The following is a 13,146-nucleotide window of genomic DNA, read 5'->3' on the forward strand; positions in this document are numbered from 1 at the left end:
CGGCGCCGGAGGGACCGTGGTCGGGCCCTCCGGCGCGGGCCACCGGCCCCGGTCAGCCCGAGACGCAGAATTCGTTGCCCTCGGGGTCCTGCATCGTGGTCCAGGTCAGGCCCGGGGCGCTGCGCTCGGCGACCACCGTCGCGCCGAGGGCGACCAGGCGTTCGATCGCGGCCGGGCGGTCGGGGGTGGAGAAGTCGACGTGCACGCGGTTCTTGCCCGCCCGCTCCTCCGGCACCCGCTGGAAGCCGAGCCGCAGCGGCTTGGCTGCGAGCATCACAAAATCGCCGTAGTCCTCGGCGATCTCCACTCCCAGCGCGGTCGCCCACCAGGCCGCGAGCCGGCCCGCGTCGGCGCAGTCGATCGTGATCATTTCCGGTGTGAGGTCCATGGCCGCACGGTATGAGACGGCTCCGACATTCCCGCCGCGCAGCGCCGCCTCCGGAGTGTCGCAGGGCGCACCGACAGTGCGGATCCGGGTCACCCGGGGCCGGGCGTGGGCCGCATTCGGCCAATCCTCCGTCCGTCGTGATCGACCGCTCCGGACCGGCCCGACTTGACGAGCAGGTGAGTAAGTACTCACCATGGAATCGCGAGGTGAGTGAACACTCACCAACTTCGGGAGGCAACACCATGAGACTCACCGTTCTCGGCGCGACCGGCGCCACCGGCGAACACGTACTGCGTCAGGCCACCGCCGCCGGCCACAAGGTCACGGCCGTGGTCCGCGGCTCCTCCCGCCCCACGTTCCAGCACCCGAACATCGAGGTCGTCCGGGCGGACGTGACCGATCCGGCCGACCTGCGCGCGGCGATCGAGGGACACGACGCGGTGTTGTCCGGCATCGGGCCGCGCAGCCGCAAGGCCGCCCCGATCGCCGCCCCCGCGACCGCCGCGATCCTGACCGCGATGGCCGACACCGGCGTTAGGCGCCTGGTCACGGTCAGCGCCGCACCGGTGGGCCCGACCCCGAGTGAGGATTCGGTGTTCGTCCGCCGCGGACTCATCCCCGTCCTGCGCGCGATCTTGAAGAACGTGTACGCGGATCTGGACGCGATGGAGGCCGAGTTGGACCGCAGCGCCGCCGACTGGACCGCGATGCGCCCGCCGAAGCTGACCAAGGCCGCGGTCACCGGCACCTACCGCACCCACATCGGCGGCAACGTCCCGCGCGGCAGCACCATCTCCCGTGCCGACCTCGCACACGGGATGCTCGCGGTCCTGACCGACCCGGCCACCTTCCGCCGGCCGGTGGGCATCGCGTACTGAGCGGGCGCGCCGCCGCACCACCGTCCGCCGGATCGCGGCCGCACCGCCGCGCCGTGCACCCGTGCGAACCTCGGCCGCCCCGGGTACACGCCGCCGATACCGAAAGCCGGTGACCAGCGCCGGCGGCGTCGGACGGACCACCCTCGGCCCGACCGACGCCGACCAACCGCCGGGCACCGATCCCGGCGCCCGGTCAACCACCCCACTACCCGTGCGCGTTCTCCGCCGACGGCAACATCGTGCGCGGGTCCTGCCCCGCGAACCACATCCCGATCACGATCGCCGCCGTCGCCTCCAGATAGCCCACCCGGTCCAGCCCGCCGACCGGCAGCGGCACCGACTCGAGGTCCGCGACCAGCGTGTGGGCCACCGCCAACGCCGCCTCGTCGTCACCGCACACCGGCACCGCGAGCCCGACCGCGTGCGGCCCCGCCCACACCCCTGCCGCGCACAGGTGGAACGCCTTGACCACGTGCGCGTCCGGCGCCGCGTCGGCGAGCGTGCGCGCCGCCGACGGGCCGCCGTCCGTGCTCAACATCAGCCCGCCGGGCCCCGGCAGGATCGGGTTCGAGCAGTCCAGGAGCGGCTTGCCCGCGAGTCGCGTCGCCAGCGCCGGGATCACCTCCCCCGTCGCCGCATGCCCGACCGCCACCAGCACCGCTTCACCGTGCTCCGCAGCTTCGGCGAGCGTGCCCGTCCGCGCCCCGATCCGCTTCGCGAGCGCGTCCGCCCGCTCCGCCGAGCGGGCCCCGATCAGCACGTCGTGCCCGGCCCCGACCCACTTGGCGCCCAGCGCCGCCGCCATGTTGCCCGCACCCAATATCCCGATTCGCACAGCGTTTTCCTCACGTTCCCAGACGTTCCGGCGGTTGAACTCCGACAACCGAACGCTAGGCAACCCGATCGATACCATTCGGTAGGCATCGAAGTGCGAGAATGGCACGCATGACCGAGCACGAAGGCGAGTACGTCGCCGACTGCCGCGCCCGGATCGGCTTCGACCTGCTGACCAATCGCTGGAACAGCGTGGTCGTCTACTCGCTGGCCGAGGGCCCGATGCGGCCGAGCGCACTGGTCGCCCGCATCGGCGGGATCAGCGCGAAGGTACTCAACGAGACGCTGCGCCGGCTGGAGTATCACGGCCTGGTCGTCCGCCGGGCCTACGCCGAGGCGCCACCACGCGTCGAGTACGCGCTGACCGATCTGGGCGAGTCCCTCCTGATCCCGTTCCGGGCCCTGGGCGACTGGTCCCTCGAACACGGCCACCGCGTCCTGGCCGCCCAGGACGCGGCGGACGCGGCGGCGTGGTCCGAGGCGGACACCGGCTAACGGCGGCCGAGCCGGCTCGCCGGCACCGCGGTCACCAGTGTCGTGGCCGCGATGGTCAGCGCGGTCAGCTCGCCCGCGCGGTGGAAGTCGGCGCCCACCGACAGGTAGAGCGTGCCGAAGCAGGACACCCCGAGCACCTGGCCGAGCTGAATCATCGTCACCATCAGCCCCGACGCGTCCGAGGCCTGCGGCAGCGGCACCCGGCGCAGCGCGAGCGTCATCACCGGGCTGTATGCGATGCCCAGCCCGAAGCTGCCGAACACCATCGCCGCGAGCAGCACCGGCAACGCCTGCCCGGTGCCGAACACCCAGGCGATGGCCGCGAAACCGAGCGCGCCGATCGGCAGCCCGATCATCGGCAGCCGCGGATGCCAGGCCGCGGGGAGCAACTGCCGGCGCAACGACACCGCGGCGAAGACCACCGAGGACGGGATGAAGGTCAGGCCGGCCTGCAACGCGCTGTAGCCGAGCCCGCTTTGCACATACAGCGCGGTGGTGAACATCAATCCGCCGAACGCCGTCATCGCCACCAGGAGCGCGATCGAGCCCGCCACCACCCCGGGCACCCGCAGCAGCGAGACCGGGATCAGCGGTGCGGGCACCCGCCGTTCGACGACCGCGAACAGCGCGAACAACACCACGCACCCGCCCAGGCTGACCCATCCCCAGGTCGGCCAGTCCAGTTCGTGCCCCATCACCAGCGGCACGACCAGCGCGAGCAACGCGGGCGCGAGCAGGGCCACTCCCGGCACGTCCAGGCCGCGCGCCGCCGAACTGCCGCCGGTCGGCAGCGCCCGCCGGGCGAGTATGTACAGTGCGATCCCCACCGGGATGTTGATCAGGAACACCGGCCGCCAGGACAGGCCGAACAGGTCGGCGCTGACCAGCAGTCCGCCGAGCACCTGCCCGGCGACCATGCCGCCCGAGATGGTCGCGGCATAGCGGCCCATCGCCCGCGCCCGGTCGGGTCCGGTGTACGTGGCCTGGATCAGATTGAGCACCTGAGGCACCATCAGCGCGGCCCCGCCGCCCTGGATCGCGCGGGCCGCGATCAGCGAACTCTCGTCCCAGGCAAGGCCGCACAGCAGGGACGCGAGGGTGAAGGTGAGCAGGCCGAGGCCGAAGATCCGGCGGAAGCCGAGCCGGCCGCCGAGTCGGGAGCCGGTGACGATGAGCATCGCGTAGACGATGGTGTAGCCGGAGACGACCAGTTGCAGACCCGCGCCGCCGGTGTCCAGGTCGGTACGGATGGTGGGGCCGGCCACGTTGACGACCGACGTGTCGAGCAGGGCCATGAACTGTGCGGTGAGCAGCGCCGTCAGCAGGAGCGGATGGGCGCGCCGCGCCGTGACCGGCGCCGCGGTGGTGGTGGTCATGCGGAGAGCGTGCGGGTCGCCGGATCCTGTTGCCGAGAGCCTGTCGATCCTGGTACCGAGAGCACCTGGCAGCGGAACGGAACAGCGGACAGGATGGCCGAATGAGCACCAACACCGCGAGCCGGCGCACCGAACTGGGCGCGTTCCTGCGCAGCCGGCGCGAGCGCCGCGCGCCGGAGGACGTCGGCCTGCCGCCGGGCCTGCGCCGCCGTACCCCGGGGCTGCGCCGGGAGGAGGTGGCGATGCTCGCCGGTGTGGGGGTGACCTGGTACACGTGGCTGGAGCAGGGTCGCCCGATCAACGCGAGCGTCCAGGTGCTCGACGCGGTCGCCCGCACCCTCGGTCTGGATCGGGCCGAGCGTACCCACCTCTACCGGCTCGCCCAGGTGCCGTGGGAGGTCGAGGCGCAGCCGGCCGTGACGCTGCCGGGCGAGATCCAGGAGATCCTGGACGGGCTGGTTCCGCACCCGTCCGCGGTGTACAACGCCCGGTTCGACCTGCTCGCCTGGAACGCCGCGTACGCCAAAACCTTTCCGGGGTTGACCGAGCAGCCGCCCGAGGAACGCAACGTGATCTGGGCCTCGTTCATGTCGCCGAACGAGTGCAATCCGTTCATCGACCGGGGGTACGAGGAGCCGCGCATGGTCGCCGAGTTGCAGACCTCGTTCGCGCGGCATGTCGGCGAGCCGGAATGGGAGTCGTTCGTTCGGCGACTGGCCGACCGCAGCCCGGAGTTCGCCCGGTTGTGGGCGCGCCGAGAGGTCACCTCGGGCACTCGGCACGTGAAGCGAATCCGCCATGTCGCGGTCGGGCGGATGGACCTCGCGAGCACCCGGCTGATGTTGAGCGTGCCGGAGATCCGGCTGGTGGTCTACACCCCGGCCGACCAGCGGACCCGGGAGCGGATGGCCGAATTGCTGGCCCTGCCGGAGCCGCGCTGGTGTTGCGAGCACTGCCGGGAGCAGTCGTTGCGGGCCGGCGCCGCCCGCTCGGCCCGGACCGGCGCGCCCGAGCGGCTCGGTGGCCGCGGGTGACCGCGCGCGGCGCCGGCATCGAGGTGCCGACCTTCGCCGACGCCGGGCAGCGTGGGCGCTGGTGGCAGGCTCGGCGGACGGCGTTGGCGCATACGTTGCGGCTGTGTCTGGCCGGACCTTCCGGCGACGCGCTGGTGTTGCGCGGGAGCGTACCGTTGACCGCGTGGCTGGGCGCGGCGGCCCGCGAACCGGGCGACCTGGACTGGGTGGTGTCGCCGTCGTGGGTGCGGCCGGTCGACACGTTCGACCCGCATCCGTATGTCTCGGGGCACGCGCAAGTCCAGCACTGGCCCGAGGTCTTCGCCGGCGCCGGCGCGGGCGACCTGTGGTGCGACGAGGAGTTCGACACCCGGGGTGTCCGGGCCTGCCCGCCGCCGGAGGGGACGCACTGGCTGCGCGAGGAGGGTTCGCCGGACGACGACGATCACGGACTGTCCGAGGACGGCGACGAGTTGCTCGGTGCGCCCGACGACGAGCTGCGCGCGGCCCTGGCCCGGTGTCCGGACGCGGGCGGCGGGGTCGTACTGGACGGCAACGGCGTGCGCTGGGACCCGATCGGGTCGTATGGCGGCGGCGACTACGCGGGGATGGGCGGCGTGCGACTGACCATCCCGTGGCACGCGGACGGGCTGCCGGGTGGCACGGTCGCGGTCGACTACGCGCTCGGCGAGCCGCTGCCCGAGCCGCCGCGCTGGACGGTGATCCCGGGCGCGGATGGGCCGCCGGTGGCGGTGTCGGCGGTGACCCCGGCGCTGTCGTTGGCCTGGAAGCTGCATTGGCTGCGTACAGACGCGGCCGACGAGCGGGGCGCCGGTGCCAAGGATCTGTACGACGCGGTCCTGCTCGCCGAGTCGCCGCATCCCCCGCCGACCCCGGAACTGCTCCGCCGGGTGCTCGGCACGGAGCCCGTCGCGGCGGGCGAGATCGGCGGGTGGGCGGTGCCGGACTGGGCGCGGTTCCGGGCCGGGCAGCCCGGGGTGCGTGGCGGGGTGGAGAGCTGGCTCGGGCGGTTGGCGCGGGCGCTGGAGCCGGGGTAGCCCGTCGGGCTCGGGGAGGCGCCTCGGATGCCGTACGACGCCTCAGATGCCGTACGACACCGTCACCGGAGCGTGGTCCGACCAGCGCTCGGCGTAGGTGTTCGCCCGCTCGGTGACGGCGGTGGTCGCCACGTCGGCCAGCTTCGGGGTCGCCGCGTGGTAGTCGATCCGCCAGCCGGCGTCGGTGTCGAACGCCTTGCCCCGGTAGGACCACCACGAGTACGGCCCGGGGCCGTCGGGGTGGATCCGGCGGACCACGTCGTGCCAGTCGGCCTCGCCGAACAGCCCGTCCAACCAGGCCCGCTCCTCGGGCAGGAAGCCGGACTTCTTGACGTTGCCCTTCCAGTTCTTGATGTCGTGCTCGGTGTGCGCGATGTTCCAGTCCCCGCACACCAGTGCCTCGCGCCCGTCGATCGCGGCCGTCGCCCGCAGCACCTTCAGGTGTGCGAACAGGCCGGCCATGAATCGGGTCTTCTCGTCCTGCTTGGGCGTCTCCGCCTCGCCGGTGGGCAGGTACAGGCTGGCCACGGTCACCTTGGGCAGGTCGACCTCGATCCACCGGCCGGCCGCGTCGAACTCGGCCGAGCCGAACCCGATCCGCACGGCGCCGGGCTTGACCCGGCTGTAGACGGCGACCCCGGCCCGGCCCTTGGCGGCGGCCGGCGCGTAGTGGGCGTGCCACCCCTGCGGGTCGCGCACCTCGGCGCTGAGCTGGTCCGGAGTGGCGCGTACTTCCTGGAGGCACACCACGTCGGCGTCGGTCCGGTTCAGCCACTCGGTGAAGCCCTTGCCGGCGGCGGCGCGCAGCCCGTTCACATTGACGGTGGAGACGGTGATCATCGGTGCAGATTAGCCCGTTTCGGGACGCCGCGAGGGCGGGGGTGCCCGCGGCGGTCGGTTCAGCCCGACAACGCGGCGTGCAGCGGCAGCCAGGCCGCGCCGGCGCAGCGCTCGGCCACCTCGGCGGGGGTGACCCACTCGGCCGCGGCACACTCCGAGGCCGGATCCGGGCGGGTCGGCGCGCCCGGATCCGCCAGCCGCACCGTGTGGAAGGCCTGGAACGCCCGGGTCGGGTAGCCGTAGTCGGCCGGCGGCGGCGCGAGCAGGGTGATCCGCTGGCCGCCGAGCAGCGTGAGCCGCCCGGGGTCCAGGCGCAGTCCGGCCTCCTCGGCCAGCTCGCGCGCCGCCGCCTGCGCCGGCGTCTCGCCCGGATCCAGGTGCCCACCCGGCGGCTCCCAGCCACGCCCCGGCCGGTCCACCAGGGTCAACAACGTGCGCCCGAGCCGGTCCAGGACCAGCACGAAGGCCGTGGTCACGAGGTAGCCGGCCGGCACCTCGGCGCAGCGGACCACCTCCAGGCGATGCGCGACGGGGATCCAGGGCACGGTCAGCGATGCGAGCACGGTGGACACCATCCGGCCATCCTCGCGCCTCGCGGTGAGCGGGAGCAGGTCACGGGCAGGCGGAATGCGTCACACCGCCGTACGCCCACCCCGCCGTACGCCTCACCTCGCCTCGACGGCGAACGTCCGGCCCTGCGCGTCCCCCTCCACCACGTCCACGTAGGTCCGGGCCACGTCGACCGCCGGCGTACCGTCCGCCGGGTCCATCCCCAACGCGACCAGCGTCTCCCGGACCCAGCCGGGGCTGACCGCGTTCAACCGCAGCCCGCGCGGCAGTTCGATCGCGGCGGAGTGGACGAACGCCTCCAGGCCCGCGTTGACCAGATAGCCGAGCGAACTCCCCGGCACCGGCTCGGCGAACCGCCCGCTGGTGAGCGTGATCGAACCGCCGTCCCGGACGTGGGCGAGCGCGCGCCGGACCAGATTCACCTGCCCGAGCAACTTGCCCTCGACGCCGCTCCAGTAGTCCGCGTCCGCCGGGGTGTCCAACGGGGACAGCCCGCCGCTCGCCGCGGCGACCACCACCGCGTCCACCTCTCCGACCTCGGCGAGCAGCGCGTCGAGCGAGGCCGGGTCGGTCATGTCCACCCGCACCGGGCCGCGCCGCGAGGCCCGGATCACGTCGTGGCGCGTGGCCAGTTCGTCGGCGACCGCTGCGCCGATGGTGCCCGTCGCGCCGATCACGAGAATGCGCATGATGTGTCCTCTTCCTCTTCCTGTTCCGTGGTTCGTGCGGTGGGCGGCGGTGCCGGATGTCGACCCGCTGCCGCTGCCGCCGGGAACCAGATTGCGCCGGGCGCGAAGCGGCATCCAGGGCCCTGCCGGAGGTACCCCTACGGTGCCTACACCCGACAGGTGCAGGCACGGCACGGCCGGATCGGGGAGACTGGCGATCATGGACGCACACACGGAGTTGGGTGAGTTTCTGCGCTCGCGACGGGCCCGACTGCGGCCCGAGGACGCGGGGTTGCCGACCTTCGGCGGACGTCGGCGGGTACCGGGCCTGCGCCGGGAGGAGTTGGCCCAGCTGGCCGGGGTGAGCGCCGGCTACTACACGCGACTCGAACAGGGCCAGAGTCCCAACGCCTCGGACGCGGTACTCGACGCGGTCGCCCGCGTGCTGCGCCTGGACGACGCCGAGCGGGCGCACCTGTACACGCTGGCCCGGCCCAAGCCCAAGGCCCGCCGCCGGGCGGCCCGGCCCGAGCAGTTGCCACCGGGGGTCCGGGTGATGATCGACTCGTTCGGCGACGTGCCGGCCCTGGTGATGGGCCGATTCCTGGACGTGCTGTGCTGGAACCCGATGGCGCACGCCCTGCTGGCCGGGCATCTCGACTTCGACGCGCCGAACCGCCCCGCCGAACGTCCCAACATCGCCCGAATGATGTTCCTCGACCCGCACATGCGCGAGCTCTACCCGGACTGGTCGTACAAGGCCCGATCCACGGTCGCCGACCTGCGACTTATCGCCGGGCGCCGGCCACAGGCTCCTGGGCTGACCGGCCTGATCGGCGAACTGACGGTCGGCAGCCAGGAGTTCGCCAAACTGTGGGCCGCGCACACGGTGGGCGACTGCGGCCCGGACGCCCGTGCGTACCACCACCCGTTGGTGGGCGAGATGACCCTGCTGACCCAGCTGCTGACCCTGGCCAAGGACGAGGACCAACGCGTCGCGGTCTTCAACGCCGAGCCCGGCTCGCCGTCCGAGGCGGCACTCCACCTGCTGGCCGACCTGGTCGCCGGCGAGTCGCGGCCCGGCTCGGGTTCGGCGCAGGCCAGGCCGGGTGCGGTGGCACCGTGATCCGACGAGGGCGCCGGCCGACCGGGCCCGAAACCGGCTCTGCCGACGCCGGCCCATCTCGGCTCGCCTCAGGTCACCTCGGGCCGCCTTAGCCGGCCTTGGCTCGCCTTAGGTCACCTCAGGGCGGCTTAGGTATGGCGCCAGGGCCCAGGGGTGCGATAAATGCGGCATCCGCCTCATGTGTGGGCCCCCACTGGGGCGCGAAGCTGTTACCACGAGCCGGGGAGACCGGGTCGAAGTAACAGAAGGTGGACACAGTGATCGAGTACGAGCTTTACCAGGCCCGTCAGCAGGAGCTGCTCAGCGTCGCCCGTCAGGACCGGTTGGTTCTCGCGGTGCTGCGCACCCGGCGCGCCGCCGCGAAGGCCCGGCGGGCCGAGCGGGTGGAGCATGAGGCGGTATACAGCGCGGCGGCCGTCGAGTCGGTGCGCATGCGCCGCAACCTGCAGCTGCTCGCCCGGTGACGGCGACGATGGCGCCCGGCACGCGGCCCGGTCCGGTCGGCCGATGTCGAAACCGACCGAACCGAGCAGCACGACGGAACCGCAAACCCGTAGCACCGAAGAGCACCTGGCGACCCCGAGTGGACATCGATCCCTCGGGGTCGCCGCACGTTCGGCGGACACCGTGTCGGGGTTCGCCCCCGGAGTCGGAGCACGCGGCGGCGGAAACATAGCCCCCGGCAACCCCGGTCAGCCGCCCGCGCGGGCCAGGAAGCCCCGTACATCCGCCGCGAGCGCGGCCAGCTGCTCCCCCGCCGAGAGCACCGTGGTCACCGAGGCCACCCAGCGCCCGTCGCCGGCTCGCCACGGCCGCAACTGCCAGGTCAGCTCCACTCGCCCGGCGGACCGGAAGACCGCGCTGAGCGTCAGATCACGATCGTCGGTATGCCAGCTCCGCTCGCCGTCCCAGCCGCCGAAGTCGCGGGCGAGGTCGGTCAGGAAACCGTCAATCTCGTTCGCCTCGCCGGTCCAGCCGACCACCCGGTCGAGGTGGGCGGTCAGGCCGCGCGCGTACAGCTCGACGGTGTAGTGCACGAGCCGCGACGCCGTGTAGTCCACGATCGGCCCGTCGTCCGGGCTGACCGCGCCGCGCAGACATATCCGCGCGTCCCGGTCGTCGTTGCATCGGACGGTCACGTCGTACGGCTCGTTCGAATCGTTCGGCCCGCCGGCGTCGTTCGCCGCGTCGAAGTGGGGATGCATCCGCCGAACCGTAGGGCAGACCACCCGCCGCCGTCATTCCGGTTATCACCGGCCGGTCGCACGCCGCCGCGAACCAGTGCCGTGCCCGGCGACGTTTGCCCCGGTGCGGTGTTCGGTGCGGTGCCTCGGTGCGCCGCCGGAACGTCCTCGTACTGGAGTACTTGGACGTTTCGGCGGTGCGGCGAGGCGCCGTGCCGGGCGCCGTGACGGGGTGCACGTCGCCGGGCGCGGCACTGGACTCCGACACACCGGAGTCGCCCGGCGGCCACGCCCGGCACCGCGCGGGCACGGTGACCCCGGTGTGTCGGAGCCACCGCACCCTACGGACTACCGGGGTTGCGCATCACCTGCCGGCGGCGGTACGGGCGGATCGGGACGATCCGCCGCCCGTTTCATCGAGAGCGCGACCCGACGCCGGACGAGATCGTTGTCCAGGATCCGAACCAGCACCTCGTCGCCCTCACGAACCACCTGCTCGGGGGACTCGACCTCGCGGTCGGCCAACTCGACGATGTGCACCAGCCCCTCGACGCCGTCCGCCACGCGCACGAACGCACCGAAGGGCACCAGTTTGGTGACCGTCCCCGAATCGGCCCGGGTGGGCACGGAATTGCCGCCCCCACCCGGCCGCTTCGTCTCAGCCGCGGACCCGTTCCACCCGGCCCTCGTGCCAGACCGGGCCGTCCGTCTCGCGGACGTTGCCGTCCTGGCCGAAGACCAGGAAGCGGTCGAAGGAGGAGGCGAACCAGCGGTCGTGGGTGACCGCGAGGACCGTGCCGTCGAAGGCTTCCAGGGCGTCTTGGAGCGCCTCGGCCGAAACCAGGTCGAGGTTGTCCGTCGGCTCGTCCAGGAGCAGCAGATTGGCACCGGAGAGTTCGAGCAACAGCACCTGGAATCGGGCCTGTTGGCCGCCCGAGAGGGTGTCGAAGGGCTGCTCGGCGCCGTACGCCAGTTCGTAGCGGTCGAGCACCTTGGCCGCACCCTCGCGGCCCAGACCGCTGCGGTGTTCGTCACCCCGGCCGAGGATGTCGACCAGCGTCCTGCCGACGAACTCCGGATGGTCGTGGGTCTGCGCGAACCACCCGGGCCGCACGCGCGCACCGAGCCGGGCCCGGCCGGTGTGCGCCACCGGCGCGATCACCGTGTCGCCGACCGGTTCGTGCTCGGCCTCGGGATCGGTGCCGCCGGCCGCGAGCAGCCGCAGGAAGTGCGACTTGCCCGAGCCGTTCGAGCCGAGCACCGCGACCCGATCGCCGTACCAGACCTCGGTGTCGAACGGCCGCATCAGGCCGGTCAGTTCGAGCCCCTCGGCGACCACCGCGCGCTTCCCGGTCCGCGAGCCGCGCAACCGCATCTTCACGTCCTGCTCGCGCGGGATGTGCTGCGGCGGCCCGGCCTCCTCGAACTTGCGCAACCGGGTCCGGGCGGCCTGCAACCGCGAGGCCAGGCCGTCGTTGTACGCCGCCTTGTTCTTGTACATCAGCACCAACGCCTTGAGCTTGGCGTGCTCTTCGTCCCAGCGCCGGCCGAGTTCCTCGAAGCGCTCGAAGCGCGCGCGTCGGGCCTCGTGGTAGGTGGCGAACGAACCCCCGTGGATCCAGACGGTGTTGCCCGCCGCGCCGAGTTCGATGGTGACGATCCGGTCGGCGGCCTGGGCGAGCAGTTCGCGGTCGTGCGAGACCAGCAGGACCGACTTCTGGGTCTCCCGCAGGGATTGTTCGAGCCAGCGCTTGCCGGGGACGTCGAGGTAGTTGTCCGGCTCGTCGAGGATCAGCACCTGGTCCGGGCCGCGCAGCAGCGCTTCGAGGGCGAGCCGTTTCTGTTCGCCGCCGGACAGTGTGCGTACCTCGCGCCACTTGGCGCCGTCGTAGGTGGTGCCGAGCGCCGCCTGGCAACACTGGTCCCACACCGGCTCGATGTCGTAGCCGCCGGCGTCGCCGAACTCGGCGAGCGCGCCGGCGTAGCGCATCTGGTGCTTCTCGTCGTCGTGCTCCATCAGCGCGAGTTCGGCCTCGTCGACCGCGCGCATCGCGTCCCGGATGCGCGGCGGGGCGAGCGAGACGAGCAGGTCGCGCACGGTGGAGGCGTCCCGGATCCGGCCGACGAACTGCGGCATGACGCCGAGGCCGCCGGTGCGGGCGACCGCGCCGCTGTCGGGTTTCAGCTCGCCGATGATGATCCGGAGCAGCGTGGTCTTGCCCGCGCCGTTCGCACCGATCAGCGCGACGGTGGTGCCGTCGCCGACCCGGAAGGAAACCTCGTCCAAAAGGACACGGCCATCCGGCAGGGTGAAGGCGACGGTATTGACATCGATGTAGCCCATGGCGTGCGCGCGTCCTTCGTCCTGCGGTGGGGTGGATCCGGGCGTGACGTTCCTTCCTACCCGGTCCGGGTCGGACGGGCCAACATATTTCGGGCTCCGGGAGCCGATTCCGGGCCCGGAATCGGCTCCCGGGCTTTCGCATGGTGCGGCCATTGCCTCGCGTATCGCGGACTGCGACCGTGACCGCTCGCCCGTTTCGGGGTCGTCGTACCCGGGGCCGCGCACACGCGGCGCCATCCGGACCTGGTCGTCGGGGCGCTGGGGCGGTGGTCGGGAGGTGGCTGAATCGGGGCGCGGGGGTTCCCGTTCCGGATACTGACGCAGCGTCAAGTTTCTGTTCGGTAATGGCGCTATCGCCTCCGAATGGTCGCC

General features: G+C 72.5%; 14 protein-coding genes and 1 pseudogene. 6 read left to right on the plus strand and 9 right to left on the minus strand.

All coding sequences use genetic code 11. From position 1 onward, the window contains the following. Window positions 1-52: 52 nt before the first annotated feature. Window positions 53-388, minus strand: coding sequence for a VOC family protein (locus ABIA38_RS05855; RefSeq protein WP_424637337.1), 336 nt, complete (start codon window positions 386-388; stop codon window positions 53-55). Between the two features lie 242 nt (window positions 389-630). Between ABIA38_RS05855 and ABIA38_RS05860 the strand changes: the two genes are divergently transcribed. Beyond that, on the plus strand, window positions 631-1,266 hold the full coding sequence (locus ABIA38_RS05860) for an NAD(P)-dependent oxidoreductase (protein ID WP_424637338.1): 636 nt from the start codon (window positions 631-633) through the stop codon (window positions 1,264-1,266). 205 nt (window positions 1,267-1,471) lie between these two features. Here ABIA38_RS05860 and ABIA38_RS05865 read toward each other — a convergent pair whose 3' ends face one another. Continuing rightward, entirely contained in the window at window positions 1,472-2,101 is a 630-nt protein-coding gene (locus ABIA38_RS05865; RefSeq protein ID WP_424637339.1) for an NADPH-dependent F420 reductase, read from the minus strand. Window positions 2,102-2,211: 110 nt separating this feature from the next. Between ABIA38_RS05865 and ABIA38_RS05870 the strand changes: the two genes are divergently transcribed. Beyond that, complete coding sequence (locus ABIA38_RS05870; protein WP_424637340.1) at window positions 2,212-2,595, plus strand: winged helix-turn-helix transcriptional regulator; 384 nt, start codon at window positions 2,212-2,214, stop codon at window positions 2,593-2,595. Here the strand turns inward: ABIA38_RS05870 and ABIA38_RS05875 are convergent. Continuing rightward, the gene (locus ABIA38_RS05875; RefSeq protein ID WP_424637341.1) at window positions 2,592-3,971 is read right to left on the minus strand and encodes an MFS transporter; all 1,380 of its coding nucleotides are present in this window, start codon (window positions 3,969-3,971) and stop codon (window positions 2,592-2,594) included. The genes ABIA38_RS05870 and ABIA38_RS05875 overlap by 4 nt on opposite strands. Before the next feature lie 101 nt (window positions 3,972-4,072). Here ABIA38_RS05875 and ABIA38_RS05880 point away from each other — a divergent pair, with 101 nt between their 5' ends. Both ABIA38_RS05880 and ABIA38_RS05885 read left to right on the plus strand, forming a co-directional pair. Continuing rightward, complete coding sequence (locus ABIA38_RS05880; protein ID WP_424637342.1) at window positions 4,073-5,005, plus strand: helix-turn-helix transcriptional regulator; 933 nt, start codon at window positions 4,073-4,075, stop codon at window positions 5,003-5,005. Next, on the plus strand, window positions 5,002-6,042 hold the full coding sequence (locus tag ABIA38_RS05885; protein ID WP_424637343.1) for a nucleotidyl transferase AbiEii/AbiGii toxin family protein: 1,041 nt from the start codon (window positions 5,002-5,004) through the stop codon (window positions 6,040-6,042). The genes ABIA38_RS05880 and ABIA38_RS05885 overlap by 4 nt, the downstream gene beginning before the upstream one ends. Before the next feature lie 42 nt (window positions 6,043-6,084). On the opposite strand, the gene ABIA38_RS05890 is transcribed toward ABIA38_RS05885, so the two are convergent. From ABIA38_RS05890 to ABIA38_RS05900, 3 genes are all read right to left on the minus strand, one after another. After that, window positions 6,085-6,882, minus strand: coding sequence for an exodeoxyribonuclease III (locus tag ABIA38_RS05890; RefSeq protein ID WP_424637344.1), 798 nt, complete (start codon window positions 6,880-6,882; stop codon window positions 6,085-6,087). A 59-nt stretch (window positions 6,883-6,941) separates the two neighbouring features. Further along, window positions 6,942-7,457 (minus strand): NUDIX domain-containing protein, encoded by a 516-nt coding sequence (locus ABIA38_RS05895; protein WP_424637345.1) that lies wholly within the window; start codon window positions 7,455-7,457, stop codon window positions 6,942-6,944. A 90-nt stretch (window positions 7,458-7,547) separates the two neighbouring features. Next, window positions 7,548-8,141, minus strand: a complete 594-nt coding sequence (locus ABIA38_RS05900) for a short chain dehydrogenase (protein WP_424637346.1) — start codon at window positions 8,139-8,141, stop codon at window positions 7,548-7,550. A 199-nt stretch (window positions 8,142-8,340) separates the two neighbouring features. On the opposite strand from ABIA38_RS05900, the gene ABIA38_RS05905 reads away from it, so the two are divergent. Together ABIA38_RS05905 and ABIA38_RS05910 are read left to right on the plus strand one after the other, a co-directional pair. Next, on the plus strand, window positions 8,341-9,246 hold the full coding sequence (locus tag ABIA38_RS05905; RefSeq protein WP_424637347.1) for a helix-turn-helix transcriptional regulator: 906 nt from the start codon (window positions 8,341-8,343) through the stop codon (window positions 9,244-9,246). Between the two features lie 257 nt (window positions 9,247-9,503). Next, window positions 9,504-9,710 carry a hypothetical protein gene (locus ABIA38_RS05910; RefSeq protein ID WP_424637348.1) on the plus strand — a complete coding sequence of 69 codons (207 nt, stop codon included), beginning with the start codon at window positions 9,504-9,506 and terminating at the stop codon, window positions 9,708-9,710. A gap of 228 nt (window positions 9,711-9,938) precedes the next feature. Here the strand turns inward: ABIA38_RS05910 and ABIA38_RS05915 are convergent, their stop codons facing one another. The 3 genes and pseudogenes from ABIA38_RS05915 to ABIA38_RS05925 form a co-directional block, all read right to left on the minus strand. After that, window positions 9,939-10,451, minus strand: coding sequence for a DUF6228 family protein (locus ABIA38_RS05915; RefSeq protein WP_424637349.1), 513 nt, complete (start codon window positions 10,449-10,451; stop codon window positions 9,939-9,941). Between the two features lie 384 nt (window positions 10,452-10,835). After that, a pseudogene (locus ABIA38_RS05920) lies at window positions 10,836-11,036 on the minus strand (S1 RNA-binding domain-containing protein); the annotation flags it as partial. 52 nt (window positions 11,037-11,088) lie between these two features. After that, the gene (locus ABIA38_RS05925; protein WP_424637350.1) at window positions 11,089-12,774 is read right to left on the minus strand and encodes an ABC-F family ATP-binding cassette domain-containing protein; all 1,686 of its coding nucleotides are present in this window, start codon (window positions 12,772-12,774) and stop codon (window positions 11,089-11,091) included. Window positions 12,775-13,146 lie beyond the last annotated feature (372 nt).

The sequence above is a fragment of the Embleya sp. AB8 genome (assembly GCF_049739465.1).
Taxonomy (GTDB): domain Bacteria; phylum Actinomycetota; class Actinomycetes; order Streptomycetales; family Streptomycetaceae; genus Embleya.

What these genes read in the sequence shown, in the direction of transcription:
- ABIA38_RS05870 (WP_424637340.1), top strand. Translation starts at nt 2,212, where the DNA reads ATGACCGAGCACGAAGGCGAGTACGTCGCCGACTGCCGCGCCCGGATC.
- ABIA38_RS05925 (WP_424637350.1), bottom strand. Translation starts at nt 12,774, where the DNA reads ATGGGCTACATCGATGTCAATACCGTCGCCTTCACCCTGCCGGATGGC.
- ABIA38_RS05905 (WP_424637347.1), top strand. Translation starts at nt 8,341, where the DNA reads ATGGACGCACACACGGAGTTGGGTGAGTTTCTGCGCTCGCGACGGGCC.
- ABIA38_RS05880 (WP_424637342.1), top strand. Translation starts at nt 4,073, where the DNA reads ATGAGCACCAACACCGCGAGCCGGCGCACCGAACTGGGCGCGTTCCTG.
- ABIA38_RS05895 (WP_424637345.1), bottom strand. Translation starts at nt 7,457, where the DNA reads ATGGTGTCCACCGTGCTCGCATCGCTGACCGTGCCCTGGATCCCCGTC.
- ABIA38_RS05860 (WP_424637338.1), top strand. Translation starts at nt 631, where the DNA reads ATGAGACTCACCGTTCTCGGCGCGACCGGCGCCACCGGCGAACACGTA.
- ABIA38_RS05875 (WP_424637341.1), bottom strand. Translation starts at nt 3,971, where the DNA reads ATGACCACCACCACCGCGGCGCCGGTCACGGCGCGGCGCGCCCATCCG.
- ABIA38_RS05855 (WP_424637337.1), bottom strand. Translation starts at nt 388, where the DNA reads ATGGACCTCACACCGGAAATGATCACGATCGACTGCGCCGACGCGGGC.
- ABIA38_RS05915 (WP_424637349.1), bottom strand. Translation starts at nt 10,451, where the DNA reads ATGCATCCCCACTTCGACGCGGCGAACGACGCCGGCGGGCCGAACGAT.
- ABIA38_RS05900 (WP_424637346.1), bottom strand. Translation starts at nt 8,141, where the DNA reads ATGCGCATTCTCGTGATCGGCGCGACGGGCACCATCGGCGCAGCGGTC.
- ABIA38_RS05890 (WP_424637344.1), bottom strand. Translation starts at nt 6,882, where the DNA reads ATGATCACCGTCTCCACCGTCAATGTGAACGGGCTGCGCGCCGCCGCC.